This is a genomic window from Nocardioides marmotae (assembly GCF_013177455.1).
Classification (GTDB): domain Bacteria; phylum Actinomycetota; class Actinomycetes; order Propionibacteriales; family Nocardioidaceae; genus Nocardioides; species Nocardioides marmotae.
Map to the genome: position 1 here is coordinate 2,008,046 of NZ_CP053660.1, position 14,730 is coordinate 2,022,775.

General features: G+C 73.2%; 12 protein-coding genes. 7 read left to right on the forward strand and 5 right to left on the reverse strand.

Features of this window, described 5'->3' with window-relative positions:
• Nucleotides 1-267: 267 nt before the first annotated feature.
• Together HPC71_RS09730 and HPC71_RS09735 are read right to left on the reverse strand one after the other, a co-directional pair.
• Complete coding sequence (locus tag HPC71_RS09730; RefSeq protein WP_154614434.1) at nucleotides 268-1,380, reverse strand: acyl-CoA dehydrogenase family protein; 1,113 nt, start codon at nucleotides 1,378-1,380, stop codon at nucleotides 268-270.
• Nucleotides 1,381-1,389: 9 nt separating this feature from the next.
• Complete coding sequence (locus HPC71_RS09735; RefSeq protein ID WP_154614433.1) at nucleotides 1,390-2,577, reverse strand: acyl-CoA dehydrogenase family protein; 1,188 nt, start codon at nucleotides 2,575-2,577, stop codon at nucleotides 1,390-1,392.
• 126 nt (nucleotides 2,578-2,703) lie between these two features.
• Here HPC71_RS09735 and HPC71_RS09740 point away from each other — a divergent pair, with 126 nt between their 5' ends.
• The 5 genes from HPC71_RS09740 (at nucleotide 2,704) to HPC71_RS09760 (ending at nucleotide 7,999) form a co-directional block, all read left to right on the forward strand.
• Nucleotides 2,704-3,900, forward strand: a complete 1,197-nt coding sequence (locus HPC71_RS09740; protein ID WP_154614432.1) for a 3-ketosteroid-9-alpha-monooxygenase, oxygenase component — start codon at nucleotides 2,704-2,706, stop codon at nucleotides 3,898-3,900.
• 1 nt (nucleotide 3,901) lies between these two features.
• Nucleotides 3,902-4,195: a hypothetical protein gene (locus HPC71_RS09745; protein ID WP_171896620.1), complete on the forward strand. Its 294-nt coding sequence runs from the start codon at nucleotides 3,902-3,904 to the stop codon at nucleotides 4,193-4,195.
• Between the two features lie 35 nt (nucleotides 4,196-4,230).
• The gene (locus HPC71_RS09750) at nucleotides 4,231-5,334 is read left to right on the forward strand and encodes a ferredoxin--NADP reductase (RefSeq protein ID WP_171896621.1); all 1,104 of its coding nucleotides are present in this window, start codon (nucleotides 4,231-4,233) and stop codon (nucleotides 5,332-5,334) included.
• A 168-nt stretch (nucleotides 5,335-5,502) separates the two neighbouring features.
• Nucleotides 5,503-7,440 (forward strand): endonuclease/exonuclease/phosphatase family protein, encoded by a 1,938-nt coding sequence (locus tag HPC71_RS09755; protein WP_154614431.1) that lies wholly within the window; start codon nucleotides 5,503-5,505, stop codon nucleotides 7,438-7,440.
• A gap of 10 nt (nucleotides 7,441-7,450) precedes the next feature.
• Nucleotides 7,451-7,999, forward strand: a complete 549-nt coding sequence (locus HPC71_RS09760; protein ID WP_154614430.1) for a hypothetical protein — start codon at nucleotides 7,451-7,453, stop codon at nucleotides 7,997-7,999.
• 16 nt (nucleotides 8,000-8,015) lie between these two features.
• Here HPC71_RS09760 and HPC71_RS09765 read toward each other — a convergent pair whose 3' ends face one another.
• Both HPC71_RS09765 and HPC71_RS09770 read right to left on the reverse strand, forming a co-directional pair.
• Nucleotides 8,016-8,690 carry an MBL fold metallo-hydrolase gene (locus HPC71_RS09765; RefSeq protein ID WP_253943978.1) on the reverse strand — a complete coding sequence of 225 codons (675 nt, stop codon included), beginning with the start codon at nucleotides 8,688-8,690 and terminating at the stop codon, nucleotides 8,016-8,018.
• Nucleotides 8,687-9,433, reverse strand: coding sequence for a maleylpyruvate isomerase family mycothiol-dependent enzyme (locus tag HPC71_RS09770; RefSeq protein WP_171896622.1), 747 nt, complete (start codon nucleotides 9,431-9,433; stop codon nucleotides 8,687-8,689). Before HPC71_RS09770 ends, HPC71_RS09765 begins: the two co-directional genes overlap by 4 nt.
• 143 nt (nucleotides 9,434-9,576) lie before the next feature.
• On the opposite strand from HPC71_RS09770, the gene uvrA reads away from it, so the two are divergent.
• Both uvrA and HPC71_RS09780 read left to right on the forward strand, forming a co-directional pair.
• Nucleotides 9,577-12,624, forward strand: a complete 3,048-nt coding sequence (uvrA, locus tag HPC71_RS09775; protein WP_171896623.1) for an excinuclease ABC subunit UvrA — start codon at nucleotides 9,577-9,579, stop codon at nucleotides 12,622-12,624.
• 282 nt (nucleotides 12,625-12,906) lie between these two features.
• On the forward strand, nucleotides 12,907-13,389 hold the full coding sequence (locus tag HPC71_RS09780; RefSeq protein WP_171896624.1) for a Rieske (2Fe-2S) protein: 483 nt from the start codon (nucleotides 12,907-12,909) through the stop codon (nucleotides 13,387-13,389).
• Between the two features lie 32 nt (nucleotides 13,390-13,421).
• Here the strand turns inward: HPC71_RS09780 and HPC71_RS09785 are convergent, their stop codons facing one another.
• On the reverse strand, nucleotides 13,422-14,717 hold the full coding sequence (locus HPC71_RS09785) for a tetratricopeptide repeat protein (RefSeq protein ID WP_154614428.1): 1,296 nt from the start codon (nucleotides 14,715-14,717) through the stop codon (nucleotides 13,422-13,424).
• Between the last annotated feature and the right edge of the window lie 13 nt (nucleotides 14,718-14,730).

Genomic DNA, 14,730 nt, shown 5'->3' on the forward strand with positions numbered 1-14,730 from the left:
GCTAGGCGCCCCCCGGCCGATCGCGCCGCCGCTCGGGCCAGGTCTGACCGATCGGAGGATCCCCGCCACCCCGCCGAGTGCTCACTTCCTGCTCGCCGAATCGGCACTTTGAGCACGCCGAGTGCTCACTTCGGGCGTGCCGAGTGCTCACTTGTGGCGCGCCGAGTACGCAGTTGTGGGGACGCCCGACCGCAAGTGCCGACTCGGCGGGTCAGAAGTGCCGACTCGGCGGGTCAGAAGTGCCGACTCGGCGGGGTGGGGGGTGGGTCAGGCGGGCTCGGCCGCCAGGCGACGGCCGATGAGCAGCGCCTGCTCGGTGGCGCCGCCGTGCAGGAACTCGAAGCGCTTGGCGGTGGTGAAGTAGCGGTGCGCCTCGCCGTCGAGGTCGATCCCCACCCCGCCGTGGACGTGGATGGTGGTGTGCGCGAGGCGGTGCCCGGCGTCGGCCGCCCACAGCTTCGCGATCGCGACCTCGGTCTCGGCCGGCAGCCCCTCGGCCAGCCGCCAGGCCGCGTGCCACAGGGTGAGCCGCTGGCCGAGGATGTCGATGTAGCCGTCGGCCAGCCGCTGCGAGACCGCCTGGAAGGTGCCGATCGGGCGGCCGAACTGCTCGCGCACCTTCGCGTACGCCGCCGTGAGCGCCAGCGCGCCCTCCGTGACGCCCAGCTGCTCGGCGGCCGCGGCGAGCACGAGCAGCTGCCGCAGCCGACGGTCGACCGAGCCGTCGGGCGGGCCCAGCAGCCGGTCCGCGGCCAGCGGGGCCCCGTCGAGCTCGAGCCGCGCGACCGAGTCGCCGTCGGTGAAGCGCTGCGGGGTCAGCGTGACCCCCGCGTCGTCGGGCCGGACGAGGAACACCCCGACCCCGTCGGGGGTGTCGGCCGGGACGAGCAGCAGGTCGGCGTACGCACCGGCCGGGACGACCGCCTTCGCGCCGGTGAGGAGCCAGCCGGACCCGTCGGCGGAGGCCACCGTGGTCGGCCGCTCGGGGGCGAAGGAGCGGTCCTCGGCGACGGCGGCGCTCAGCACCGACGACCCGGTCGCGGCGCCGGGGAGCCAGGCGGCCTGCTGGTCGGGCGAGCCGTGCTCGGCGAGCAGGCGGGCGGCCGGGCCGTGGAAGGCCAACGGGACGGGCGCGACCGTGCGGCCGACCTCGACGAGCACGCGGCACAGCTCGAGGATGCCGAGCCCCGCGCCGCCGTGCTCCTCGGGCAGCGCCAGGCCCAGCAGCCCGGCCTCGCCGAGGTCGCGCCAGAGGTCGCGGTCGAACCGGTCGCCGGCCTGCTCGACCGCGCGCATCCGCTCGGGCGTCGCCCGGTCGGTGAGGATCCGGGCGGCCAGCTCGGCGGCCTCGTCCTGCTCGGGGGTGAAGGAGAAGTCCATGCCGGTGCCCTACCTCTTCGCCGCGGGCAGCCCGAGGCCCACGTAGCCGATGATGTCGCGCTGGATCTCGTTGGTGCCGCCGCCGAAGGTCATCACCAGCGAGGAGCGGTACATCCGCTCGAGCCGGCCGGCGAGGACGGCGCCCTCGGTGGAGCCCGGGAGCGCGGCGTTCGGGCCGACGACCTCCATGAGCGAGCGGTAGACCTCGGTCGCCAGCTCCGAGCCGTAGATCTTGGTGGCCGAGGCCTCGGCGGGGGAGAGGTCGACCCCGTGGTCGGCGTCGGAGGCGAGCTTCCAGTTCAGCTGGGTGAGCATCTCGATGCGCGCGTGGGCGCGGCCGAGCGCGATCTGGACCCACTCGGTGTCGATCACCCGCTCGCCGGTGGCCGTCTTGGTCTCCTGGGCCCAGGCCCGCACCAGCCGCAGCGACTGGGTCAGCGGCGCGGAGGAGGTCAGCGCGACCCGCTCGTGGTTGAGCTGGTTGGTCATCAGCGACCAGCCGCCGTTCAGCTCCCCGACCAGGTTCGAGGCCGGGACCCGCACGTCCTCGTAGTAGGTCGCGCTCGTGCCGACCCCGGCGACGGTGTGGACCGGGGTGTAGGAGAAGCCCGGCGCGTCGGTCGGCACCAGGATCATCGAGAGCCCCTTGTGCCGCGGGAGGTCGGGGTCGGTGCGGCAGGCCAGCCAGACCCAGTCGGCGTACTGGATGAGCGAGGTCCACATCTTCTGCCCGTTGATCACCCACTCGTCGCCCTCGCGGACCGCACGCGTGCGCAGCGAGGCCAGGTCGGTGCCGGAGCCGGGCTCGGAGTAGCCGATCGAGAAGTGCAGGTCGCCGGCGAGGATCCGGGGCAGGAAGTGGTCCTTCTGCTCCGCGGTGCCGTAGCGCATGATCGTCGGCCCGACGGTGTTGAGCGTCAGGTAGGGGATCGGTACGCCGTGGTCGGCGGCGACGTCGGTGAAGATCAGCTGCTCCACCATGGAGCGGGCCTGGCCGCCGTACTCCTCAGGCCAGCCGATGCCGAGCCAGCCGTCGCTGCCGAGGCGGCGGATCACGTCCTTGTAGACACCCGCCTCGCCGAACTCCCCGGTCGAGGCCGCGAGACCGGCCCGAACCTCCGGGGTGACCAGTGCGGCGAAGTACTCGCGGAGCTCCTCGCGCAGCCGCAGCTCCGCCTCGGACAGTGCAAGGTGCATGGACGGACTCCTGCCGAGTGGCGGCTAGTGGCGGCTAGTGGTGGAAAGACCGGTGGGAAAACTATAACCTGTTCTTGTTTTGGTCCACCGGCTCGCGGTTCGGCCATCGACGAGTGGAGGCACGCGATGAGTGACACCGGTTCCAGCACGCGGATCCTGGACCAGGGCAGGCCTCCGGAGCGCTTCGCGCGCGGCTGGCACTGCCTGGGTCTGGCGTCGGCGTTCGCCGACGGCAAGCCCCACGGCATCGAGGCCTTCGGGACCAAGCTCGTCGTCTGGCAGGACACCCAGGGCGCCATCAACGTCCTGGACGGCTACTGCCGGCACATGGGCGGCGACCTCACCCAGGGGTCGGTCAAGGGCGACGAGGTCGCCTGCCCGTTCCACGACTGGCGCTGGGGCGGCGACGGCAAGTGCAAGCAGATCCCCTACGCCCGCCGCGTCCCGCTGCGCGCCCGCACCCAGCGCTACCCGGTCGTCATCCGCAACGGCCAGGTGCTGATCTGGCACGACGTCGAGGGCGGCGCGCCGGACCACGACATCCTCCCGCCCGAGCTGCCCGGCATCGGCACCGACGCGTGGACCGACTGGTTCTGGGAGGTCGTGCCGATCGAGGGGTCGAACTGCCGCGAGCTGATCGACAACGTCGTCGACATGGCGCACTTCTACTACGTGCACCTGTCCTTCCCGACCAGCTTCCGCAACGTCTTCGAGGGCACCCGGGCCACGCAGTACATGGGCTCCAAGGGCCGGCCCGACGTGACCGGCGGCTACGGCGACGCCGAGATGTTCCTGAAGTCCGAGGCCACCTACTACGGGCCGTCGTACATGATCAACTGGCTCGAGGTCGACTACAAGGGCTTCGTCACCGAGGTCGTCCTCATCAACTGCCACCTGCCCACGGGCCCCGACTCCTTCACGTTGCAGTACGGCATCGCGGTCAAGAAGCCCGAGGGCCTCGACGAGAAGACCGCGCAGTACATCGCGCGGAAGTACGCCACGATGTTCGGCGAGGGCTTCCTCCAGGACGTGCACATCTGGAAGAACAAGGTGCCGGTGCAGAACCCGCTGCTGTGCGAGGAGGACGGGCCGGTCTACCAGCTGCGTCGCTGGTACGAGCAGTTCTACGTCGACGTCGCCGACGTCGCCCCCGAGATGGTCGACCGGTTCGAGTTCGAGGTCGACACCACCAAGGCCAACGAGTTCTGGCAGGCCGAGGTCGCCGAGAACCTCGCCCGCAAGGCGGCAGAGGACGACGCGGCCGCCGCGGGCGTCGCCGACCCCGAGGCCGAGGGCAAGCCCCAGATCATGACGGGCACCTGAGGTGGCCTCGTTCGTCCCCCTGCGCGCCGACACCCTCGAGGACCAGCGGCTCTACACCTCCGCCCGGCTGACCGACGTCGCCTGCCTGGACTGCCTGGCGCAGGTGGGGGTGAAGAAGAACAGCGAGCACCACACCTCGATCCAGTGGAGCACCGACGCGCGGGCGCACTGCCCCGAGCTCACCCGGCGCGCCGGCGGCCGGGAGAGCCACGTCGGCTGCCCGCGGATGCTGGCCAGCATCGAGACCGCTGTGCGGGAGGGCACGGTGCCCATCGGTGCCGAGGACGGATACTGAGCCGCTCCCTCCTGACCCCCGACCAGAGAGACCCCGTGGACACCGACTCCTTCGAGCTCAAGATCCTCGACATCGTCGAGGAGACGGCCGATGCCCGCTCCCTCAGCTTCGAGGTGCCCCCCGGCGCCGAGGAGCACTTCGCCTACAAGCCCGGCCAGTTCCTCACCGTGGCCGTGCCGAGCGACCAGACGGGAGTCGCGGCGCGCTGCTACTCCCTGTGCAGCAGCCCGGTGGGCGGCGGACCGCTGACGATCACCGTCAAGCGGACCGACGGCGGGTACGCCTCGAACTGGATCTGCGACAACCTCGCCCCGGGCGACTCCCTGCGCGTGCTCCCGCCGGGCGGCATCTTCACCCCGGCCTCCCTCAGCGCCGACCTGCTGCTGTTCGCGGGCGGCAGCGGGATCACCCCGGTCATGTCGATCACCCGCACCGCGCTGGCGCAGGGGACGGGCCGGATCGTGCTGTTCTACGCCAACCGCGACGAGCGGTCGGTCATCTTCGCCGGCGAGCTGGCCCGGCTCGCCGCCGAGCACCCCGACCGGCTCGTCGTCGTGCACTGGCTGGAGTCGGTGCAGGGCCTGCCGACCCAGGAGCAGGTCAAGGCGTTCGCCGCCGGCTACCCGTCGTACGACGCGTTCGTCTGCGGTCCCGCGCCGTTCATGAAGATGACGGTCGCGGCGCTCAAGGAGCTGGAGTTCCCCCGCGAGCGGCGCCACCAGGAGAAGTTCGTGTCGCTGGGCGGCAACCCGTTCGGTGACCTCCACGACGTCGAGGTGGCCGAGCAGGAGATCGACGCGGCCGAGCACGAGGAGGACGACGCCGCGCTGGAGCCGGCCAGCCACGGCGGCGGGCCCGCCGGGCCGGTGCGGCTGGAGGTCGAGCTCGACGGACAGACCCACGCCTTCGACGACTGGGCGCCGGGCACCCGGATGCTCGACCACCTCGAGGCCAAGGGGGTCAAGGCGCCGTACTCCTGCCGCGAGGGGGAGTGCTCGGCGTGCGCGGTCCGGCTGCTCGAGGGCGAGGTGGAGATGCTCCACAACGACGTGCTCGACGACGACGACCTCGCCGACGGCATCCGGCTGGCCTGCCAGTCGGTGCCGGTGACCGACACGGTGCGCGCCACCTACAGCTGAGGGCATCTCGGGTCCACCGGGTGACCCCGTGGCCGGGCGGCCAGGCGGGGCGGGGAGAATTACAGTTCTGTAGTTGTCGCAGAAGCGTTGCGTGTGACTCATGTGGCTGATGTGATTCCCTCGCGCCCGCCCCGTGGGCGCGCCCGAACATCGTCCCGAGGAGCTCGCGTGGGAGTCCCGACCGCGGTCGCGCACGTCGTGCGTCGCACGCTCGCGACGACCCTCGTCGGCGTGCTCGTCCTCGGGCTCGGCCTGGCGCTGGCCGGCCCCCGGGCCGGGGTGCCGGACGGTCCGCCCGCCGCGACGACGGTCGCGCCGGCACTGGTCCCGGCCGCGGCCGCGGTGCCGAGCGCGACGTACCGCACCTTCACCCTCAACGTCTGCCACTGCCTGGGCCCCAAGAAGGCGATGGCCGACGTCCGCCGGGTGCTGACCCTCGGTGACGCCGGCGGGCTGCAGGAGTTCTCCCAGCTCGAGGACCGGCAGAACCTGATCAAGCTGCTGACCGCCCAGGACTGGGGCTGGTACATGCCCACCGGCGCCGGCGTCGCCATCCCGATCGTCTGGGACCGGCAGCGCTTCCGGATGATCGACGGCCGCTCGGTGATGACCCACGGCCCGCAGAACCGCGTGACCCCCGCTCGCTACATCAACACCGTCCGGCTGCGCGAGCTGGCCACCGGCAAGGTCTTCGGGTTCATCAACACCCACACGATCGCTCAGGCCTCCCGCGACGCCCAGCTGTCGAACATGAACCGGATCCCGCGGCTGCGCAAGCACCTGCGGATGCTCCGGCAGGAGATCAAGCGGCTCGCGTCGATGACCGAGCACGTCTTCGCCGCGGGTGACCTGAACGTCAACTACCTCGCCGACCGCCGGCGCCGGCTGCCCGGCCTGCCCACCGACGCCCTGGGCGACCTGGTGAGCTTCGACATGCCGCTGACCGGCTCCCGCGGGCCGGGCTCGCTGCTCGACTACGCGATGACGCTGCGCAAGGGCAGCGGCTACACCCGCTCCGGTGCCACGGTCGTCCGCGGGTTCAACTCCGACCACGACGCCGTCGTGCTCAGCTACCGGACCACCGACCTGTTCGCGACCGGCGCGCTGCACAACCGCCCCGTCGACGGCACCGGCGCCGACCGCAAGCGGATCGGCGACCGGCAGGCGCGCGCCGTGATGAACGCCGAGCCCGGCGACCTGGTCCGGCTCGCGACCGCCCGGCTCGACGAGCCGGCGCTCGGCACGGCCCTGGTCGGCGCGGTCGAGGAGGGCGTGCGGGTGCAGGTCGTCCTCGGCGACGGCGCCGGCACCGACGGCGAGCGCCGCCTCGCCGCGGCCGTCGGCACCGACCGCTCCGCGCCGTCGTGGGTCGTCCGCTGCCAGGACAGCTGCCTGGGCGGCTCCGGCCGGATGGAGACCAACGTCCTGCTCGTCAGCCGCGCCGGCGGCACCACCGACCTGACCATGGTGGGCTCCGGCTCGATGGTCCAGGCCGGCCGCCGGCAGTGGTCGAGCACCTACGTCTCCTCCGACCCCGCCCTGTACGCCGGCTACGGCCGGATCTTCACCCGGCTCGCCACCGACGGCACCGACACCACGCGGACCCGCGTCCTGGGCTGGGGCCGGTACGTCGCCCAGCTCTACCCCGTGCCCGACGTGCCCCGCCGCGACCCCGTCCTCCGCGGTCTCGCCGCGGTCGGCTGCAAGAACGCCGACGGCCTGCGCACCGGCGACGGCCGCACCAACGTCCGGGTCATGGTCCGGTCCTGGGCCGGCGCCCGGGGCAAGCGGATCGCCCAGCGGCTGGTCGACCTCCGCAAGCGCGGCTGCGACGTGGCCGCGCTCCTCGGCCCCCACGTCCTCAGTGGCGTCCGGCGCACGCTGGACCGCGGTGGCGTCGCCACCCGCAACGTGAAGGTCGCCGGCAACCTGGTCGTCATCGACGGCCGCTTCGGCAAGCGCAGGAACGTGCAGAAGGCCTGGGTCGGCGGCCCGGCCTGGTCCGACCGCGCGCTGTCCGGCGACGGGGTGAGCCTCGTCGTCAGCGAGCGGGAGACCGTCCGGCAGTACCTCGACGGCTTCACCCGCACCTGGTCCCACGGCTGAGCCGACCCGCATGCGGCGACGGACGGTGGGCAGCCTGGTGGGCGCGGCCGGGGGACTGGCCTTCGTCCTCGTGAACGCCGCCGGCCTGGCCGGCGCCTGGCCGTTGCGCGCGGTCGCGGTGGTCCTCGCCGTGGCCCTGGCCGTGGCCACGCTCGTCGCGGGGATCCGGTCCCGGAGCGACGTGCCGCCGCCGACGCGTGCGGCCGTGCGCACCTACGGCTGGTGCGTGGTGCTGATGGTGCTCGGCATCGTGCTGGGGGCGCGCCTGCTGGCGCTCGTCGACCGGTCCGAGCTGACCCTGCCGTGGGTGGTGGGCGTCGTGGGCCTGCACTTCTGGCCCTTCGCCCGGGTCTTCGCCGCACCCGTCTTCGCCCGGCTCGCGGCCGCGCTGGTCCTCGTCGCGCTGGCGGGGGCGACCGGGGTCGTGGCCGGGCTCACCGGTGCCCCCGCGGCGACCGGGGTCGCCGCGGGGTTCGTCCTCCTCACGGCCTCCCTGGCCGGCGAGCTCGGCGCGCGCAGCGGCGCCCCCGTCGCCCCCGTCGGCCCCGCCGGCTCCTGAGCCCGCGCGGCGCCGGCTACCAGCCCCGCTCGCGCCACTCCGGCAGGTGCGGGCGCTCGGCGCCGAGGGTCGAGTCGTTCCCGTGGCCGGGGTAGAACCAGGTGTCGTCGGGGAGCCGGTCGAAGACCTTCGTGGAGACCTCGTCCAGCAGCTGCCGGAAGGCGTCCGAGTCGCCGAAGGTGTTGCCGACGCCCCCGGGGAACAGCGAGTCGCCGGTCCACAGGTGCGGGTGGCCGGCCGGGTCGTCGTACAGCAGGGCGACCGAGCCGGGCGTGTGCCCGGCCAGGGCGATCACCTCGAGGGTGCAGTCGCCGACGGCGACGGTGTCGCCGTGCCGCAGGGGGCGGGTGACCTCGACGCCGGTCTGCTCGGTGACGGCGGCGGCGTCGGGCTCCCCGGCGAGCACCGCGGCGCCGGTGGCGGCCACGACCTCGGCGAGCGCCCGGTGGTGGTCCCAGTGCTGGTGGGTCGTGACGACCGTCGCCAGGCCGGCCTCGCCGGCGAGCGCCAGGAGCGTCCCCGCGTCGTCCGCGGCGTCGACCAGCAGCTGCTCGCCGGTGGCGCGGCAGGTCAGCAGGTAGCAGTTGTTCGACATCTTCTCGTCGACGGCGACCTTCGCGATGCGCAGGCCTGCCAGCTCACGTACGTCGGCGGGCCCGCCGGTGCGCACCTGGCCCGTGTAGTCGTTCACAGCTCCTCGATCCTCGGCAGGTCGCCGTCGTCGGTCGTCGGTCCCTCGGTGCCCGCCAGCGGCGGGCGTCCGGTCAGCCACCACGCCAGGTCGGCGATGCTGCCCCGCACGGTCGTCGCGGCGGCCGGGGTGGTCGGGGCATCCGGCTCGGTGTCCCACGTCAGGTCGGCGTCGGTCGCCACCAGGCGCAGCGGCCGCCCGCCCGGTGCGCGGGCGGTCAACGTCTCCACGAGCGCGGTGGCGAACGGCCGGGGCCAGTCGGCCGGCGTCGCGCCGAGGCCGAGGTCGACGTGGTGGATCTCCACCTCGCGCAGCCGCATCGCCGGCACGTCGGCGAGGGGACGGGGGAGCAGACCCGGGGTGCGGTCGAACGTGCCGCGCCAGCCCTCCTCCGGGTGCCCGGCGACGGCGTCGGCGTACGTCGTGGTCGAGGCGAGGAAGCGGTCGCGGAGCTCGGTGGTGCCCGCGGCGGCCAGCTGGTCGATGTCGGCGTCGCGTCGTTCCGGCGAGACGTACATCGCCGCCGGCTCGTCGCGGCCGGCGGCGTCGAGGACACCGGTGAGGGCCTCGGCGTTGAGCGTGAGGTGCGCGACGACGTGCGCCCGCGACCAGCCGGGCAGCAGGCTGGGTGCGCGCCAGTCGTCCTCACCCATGGCGTCCACGGTGCGGATGAGGCGGGCGGTGGCCTCGGCGAGCGGGTCCCTCGGGGCCGGCTCGGCGGGGAAGGTTCGGGGGTCCGGCATGGTTGTCATCCAAGCCGGTCACCGGTCGGGCCGCCAGCACCGGCGCCAGCACCGGCGCCCGGACCCGCGCGGTCCGCCGCACGACCGCTACCATCGACGAACGCGTGTTCGAACGACCACTGCCGACACCCGAGGGAACATTCGTGGCTGACCAGCTCATCATCCGGGGCGCCCGGGAGCACAACCTCAAGGACGTCTCGCTGGACCTGCCGCGTGACTCCCTGATCGTGTTCACCGGGCTCTCCGGGTCCGGCAAGTCCTCGCTGGCGTTCGACACGATCTTCGCCGAGGGCCAGCGCCGCTACGTCGAGTCGCTCTCGGCGTACGCCCGTCAGTTCCTCGGCCAGATGGACAAGCCCGACGTCGACTTCATCGAGGGCCTCTCGCCGGCCGTCTCGATCGACCAGAAGTCGACCTCGAAGAACCCGCGCTCGACCGTCGGCACCATCACCGAGGTCTACGACTACCTCCGCCTGCTCTACGCGCGGGCCGGGCGGCCGCACTGCCCGACCTGCGGCGCGCCGATCGAGCGGCAGACCCCGCAGCAGATCGTCGACCGCGTGCTCGCCCTCGAGGAGGGGCGCCGGTTCCAGGTGCTCGCGCCGGTGATCCGGGCCCGCAAGGGCGAGTACGTCGAGCTGTTCCGCCAGCTCCAGACGCAGGGCTTCTCCCGCGCCCGTGTCGACGGCGAGACCCATGCCCTCGACGACGTGCCGAAGCTGGACAAGCAGAAGAAGCACACCATCGAGGTGGTCGTCGACCGGCTCGCGGTCAAGGAGTCCTCCAAGCGGCGCCTGACCGACTCGGTGGAGACCGCGCTGAACCTCTCCGGCGGCCTCGTCCTGCTCGACTTCGTCGACCTCGACGCCAAGGACCCCGGCCGCGAGATGCGGTTCAGCGAGAAGATGGCCTGCCCCAACGAGCACCCGATCGACGTCGACGAGCTCGAGCCGCGGTCGTTCTCCTTCAACTCCCCGTTCGGCGCCTGCCCCAAGTGCCACGGCATCGGCACCCGGATGGAGGTCGACCCCGAGCTGGTCGTCCCCGACACCTCCGCGACCCTCGGCGAGGGCGCGATCCAGCCGTGGAGCCAGGCGCACGTCGCCGACTACTTCCTGCGGCTGATGGGGGCGCTCGGCAAGGAGCTCGGCTTCGACCTCAACACCCCGTGGCGTGACCTGACCCCGAAGGCGCAGAAGTCGCTCCTCGACGGGCACTCCACCAAGGTCCACGTCGTCACCCGCAACCGCTACGGCCGCGAGCGCGCCTACTACGCGGAGTTCGAGGGCGTGCGGACCTACGTCGAGCGCCGCCACCGCGAGGCGGAGTCCGACACCAGCCGCGAGCGGTTCGAGGGCTTCATGCGCGAGGTGCCCTGCCCCGCGTGCGCCGGCAGCCGGCTCAAGCCGGTGTCGATGGCGGTCACCCTCGGCTCCAAGGACGGCGGCGGGAAGAACATCGCCGAGGTCTGCGCGATGCCGATCAACGAGACCGCGGAGTTCCTGCGCGGCCTCGAGCTCAGCACCCGCGAGCGGCAGATCGCCGAGCAGGTGCTCAAGGAGATCCAGGAGCGGCTCCGCTTCCTGCTCGACGTCGGCCTCGACTACCTCTCCCTCGACCGGCCCTCGGGCTCGCTGTCGGGCGGCGAGGCGCAGCGGATCCGGCTCGCGACCCAGATCGGCGCCGGCCTGGTCGGCGTCCTCTACGTCCTCGACGAGCCGTCCATCGGGCTGCACCAGCGCGACAACCAGCGGCTGATCGAGACCCTCATCCGGCTCAAGGACCTCGGCAACACCCTCATCGTCGTCGAGCACGACGAGGACACGATCAAGGTCGCCGACTGGGTCGTCGACATCGGCCCGGGCGCCGGCGAGCACGGCGGCCAGGTGGTCCACGCCGGCACGGTCGCGGACCTCTACGCCCACCCCGACTCGCTGACCGGCCAGTACCTCTCCGGTCGCCGCGAGATCCCGGTCCCGGCCGTACGCCGCCCGCGGACCGTGGGCCGCGAGCTCACCGTCGTCGGCGCCCGCGAGCACAACCTGCGCGACGTCGACGTCACCTTCCCGCTCGGGCTGTTCGTCGCGGTCACCGGCGTCTCCGGGTCGGGCAAGTCGACGCTGGTCAACGACATCCTCTACACCTCGCTGGCCAAGCACCTCTACCGCGCCCGCACGGTCCCCGGCCGGCACCGCAAGATCACCGGGCTCGAGCACATCGACAAGGTGATCCACGTTGACCAGTCGCCGATCGGCCGGACCCCCCGGTCCAACCCGGCGACGTACACCGGGGTCTTCGACCACGTCCGCAAGCTGTTCGCGCAGACCCCCGAGGCCAAGATGCGCGGCTACCTGCAGGGGCGGTTCTCCTTCAACGTCAAGGGCGGTCGCTGCGAGGCGTGCTCGGGCGACGGCACGATCAAGATCGAGATGAACTTCCTGCCGGACGTCTACGTCCCGTGCGAGGTCTGCCACGGCGCGCGCTACAACCGCGAGACGCTCGAGGTGCACTACAAGGGCAAGACCATCGCCGAGGTCCTCGACATGCCGATCGAGGAGGCGGTGGACTTCTTCGCCGCCGTCCCCGCGATCAACCGGCACCTGAAGACCCTGGTCGAGGTCGGCCTCGGGTACGTCCGCCTCGGCCAGCCCGCGACCACCCTCTCCGGTGGCGAGGCGCAGCGGGTCAAGCTCGCCGCGGAGCTCCAGAAGCGCTCGGCCGGCCGCACCCTCTACGTGCTCGACGAGCCGACCACGGGCCTGCACTTCGAGGACATCCGCAAGCTGCTGCTCGTGCTGGGGCGGCTCGTGGACCAGGGCAACAGCGTCCTGGTCATCGAGCACAACCTCGACGTGATCAAGACCGCCGACTGGATCGTCGACATGGGCCCCGAGGGCGGCTCCCGAGGCGGCACGGTCGTCGCCGAGGGCACCCCCGAGCAGGTTGCCGCCGTGCCGGAGAGCTACACCGGCCAGTACCTCGCCCCGCTGCTCGAGGGCAAGGAGGCCGAGCAGCCCAAGGGCCGCGCGCCGGCCTCCTCCGCGCCGTTGAGCCGTGGCGAGGCGGCCGCCAAGGCCAAGGCCGACGCCACCGCAGCCCGGGCCGCGGCGAAGAAGGCAGCCACCGCGGCCAAGAAGGCGGCCGCGAAGAAGCCGGCCAAGAAGGCGAGTGCCTCGAAGACCTCCGCCTAGGAGGTCCTCCTCCGTCCGGTCCGGTCCGGTCCGTCCGGTCCGGCTCGCGGGTCGTGTGCCTGAGGACGCGCTCGAGCGCGTGCTGGGGCACACGACCCTGCCGAACCGGGGTAGTCCGCCACACCTGCGCCCTTTCGGACGCTCGGAAGGGCGCATGCGTGTCGGACTATCCCGCCGGGGGAGTCGATTCTCAGCGACTCCACAGGGAGGGCCGGGGGCGGGCACAGGCGGCGCTGGCTAGTGTCGTGTTCAACCAGACTCCTGCCTCGGAAGGACGACCTCGTGTCCGAGAAGCTCCCGCTCGACCCGCTGACCCGCCGCCGCGCGCTCACCGGCGCCGCGGGGATCGGCATCGCCCTGCCCGTGCTCGCCGCCTGCGGCGGTGACGACGAGGGTGCGACCGCCACCGACCCGGCGAGCAAGGGGTCCTCGGGCTCAGGCGGAGCCGGTGCCGGGTCCGGCGACACGGGCGGCGGCGCCGAGGCACTGGCGGCCACGGGCGACATCGAGGTCGGCCGCGGTGCGATCTACCCCAACGAGGAGGTCGTGGTCACCCAGCCGAGCGAGGGGGAGTTCAAGGCCTTCTCGATCGTGTGCAGCCACCAGGGCTGCGCGGTCTCGGAGGTCTCCGAGGACGGCATCGTGTGCCCCTGCCACAACAGCATCTTCTCGATCAGCGACGGCTCCCCGCAGACCGGACCGGCCACGGCGCCGCTGCAGGAGCGCGCGATCAGCGTCGAGGACGGCCAGATCACGCTCCTCTAGGCAAGCGACTTGGCGAGGGCCCAGGCGAGCGCCTAGGCGAGGGCCGCGGGTCGCGGCACGGCCGTCGCCCGCCAGCGGCGGTCGCGCTCGGCCGGCCGCCGGTCCAGCCGGCGGTCGAGGAGCGCCCGCGCCTCGTCGTACCTCCCGGCGCGGAGGAGGGCGGCGATCCGCGTCTCCTCGACGACCTCGCGCTGGGCGTCGGACCCGCCGAGCCGCCACAGGCACGACTCGAGTGCGGCGAGCGCGTCGGCGGCGGCCGAGCACCGGCCGGCGTGCATCTGCGCCAGCGCCCGCGCCAGCGGGGCGACGACCTCGCGGTGCGTGGGGTGGTCGTGGCGGGCCGAGCGCTCGGCCAGACGACGCAGGCCCGGGCCGTCGCCCGTGGCGAGCAGCACCACGGCGGCGTGCATCGCGACGAACGGCGTCGCCGGCTCCTCCAGGGTCCGCCGGCCCACCACCGCGACCACCGGGTCGAGCGCGGGCACGTCGGTCGCGCCGGGCGTGAGCGCCCAGCGGTGGAGCAGCGACCCGGTGTCGACGAGCGCGCGACAGCCGAGCGCGGGAGCCGGCAGCAGCTGCGCCTCGTAGCGGGCGCGCACCGCGTCCAGGTCGCCCATCGACAGCTCGTGCAGCGCCGCGTGCCAGACGAAGTGGCTGCGGCCGTCGTTGCCCGCGCCGGGCCCGGCGAGCCAGGAGTCCATCCACCCGAGCCCGTCGGCGTGGTCGCCGGTCTCGTAGTGGGCGTGCGCCCGCGCGTGGGCGGCGTGGCCGGCGGACGGCTCGATCGCCAGCGCCCGGCAGGAGAGCTCCATCGCCTCCTCGAAGCGGTGCTGCTCCTGGCGGACGAAGGCGAGCAGCCCGGTCGCCCACCAGTCCGTGCCGTACGCCGGCGCCGCCCGCTCCACGATCCGCCAGGCATCCGCGGGCACCTCGCTGACGCCCGCGAAGGCGATCGTCGGCACGGCGGTGGCCAGCAGCAGGGCGTCGGTCGGCCAGTCCTCGAGGTGCCGGACCAGCGGGGCGCTGTCGCCGGCGACGTGGCGGGCCACCGCGTGGACGTGGCTGCGCTCGCGCTCGGTGGCGCGCGCGGCGTGCAACCGGGCATCGCGCAGACGCGCGGCGACGTCGACCTCGGCGCACTGCTCGTGGCCCAGCAGGGCCAGCGCCGCGTGCGCGAGCGCGAAGGTCGGGTCGTGGGCGAGCGCCTCGGCGACCGCCTCGGGGGCACCCGGCTGGAGGCGCAGCACCCGGCCCACGCCACGGGTGTAGGCCTCCGCGGCGACGGAGGAGGTGGCGAGCGCGTGCCCATGGGTGTCGCGGACCGGCATGAAAGCAGAGTAT

Coding starts and splice junctions, on each gene's coding strand:
- HPC71_RS09730 (WP_154614434.1), bottom strand. CDS start 1,380: ATGGACTTCTCCTTCACCCCCGAGCAGGACGAGGCCGCCGAGCTGGCC.
- HPC71_RS09735 (WP_154614433.1), bottom strand. CDS start 2,577: ATGCACCTTGCACTGTCCGAGGCGGAGCTGCGGCTGCGCGAGGAGCTC.
- HPC71_RS09740 (WP_154614432.1), top strand. CDS start 2,704: ATGAGTGACACCGGTTCCAGCACGCGGATCCTGGACCAGGGCAGGCCT.
- HPC71_RS09760 (WP_154614430.1), top strand. CDS start 7,451: ATGCGGCGACGGACGGTGGGCAGCCTGGTGGGCGCGGCCGGGGGACTG.
- HPC71_RS09770 (WP_171896622.1), bottom strand. CDS start 9,433: ATGCCGGACCCCCGAACCTTCCCCGCCGAGCCGGCCCCGAGGGACCCG.
- HPC71_RS09785 (WP_154614428.1), bottom strand. CDS start 14,717: ATGCCGGTCCGCGACACCCATGGGCACGCGCTCGCCACCTCCTCCGTC.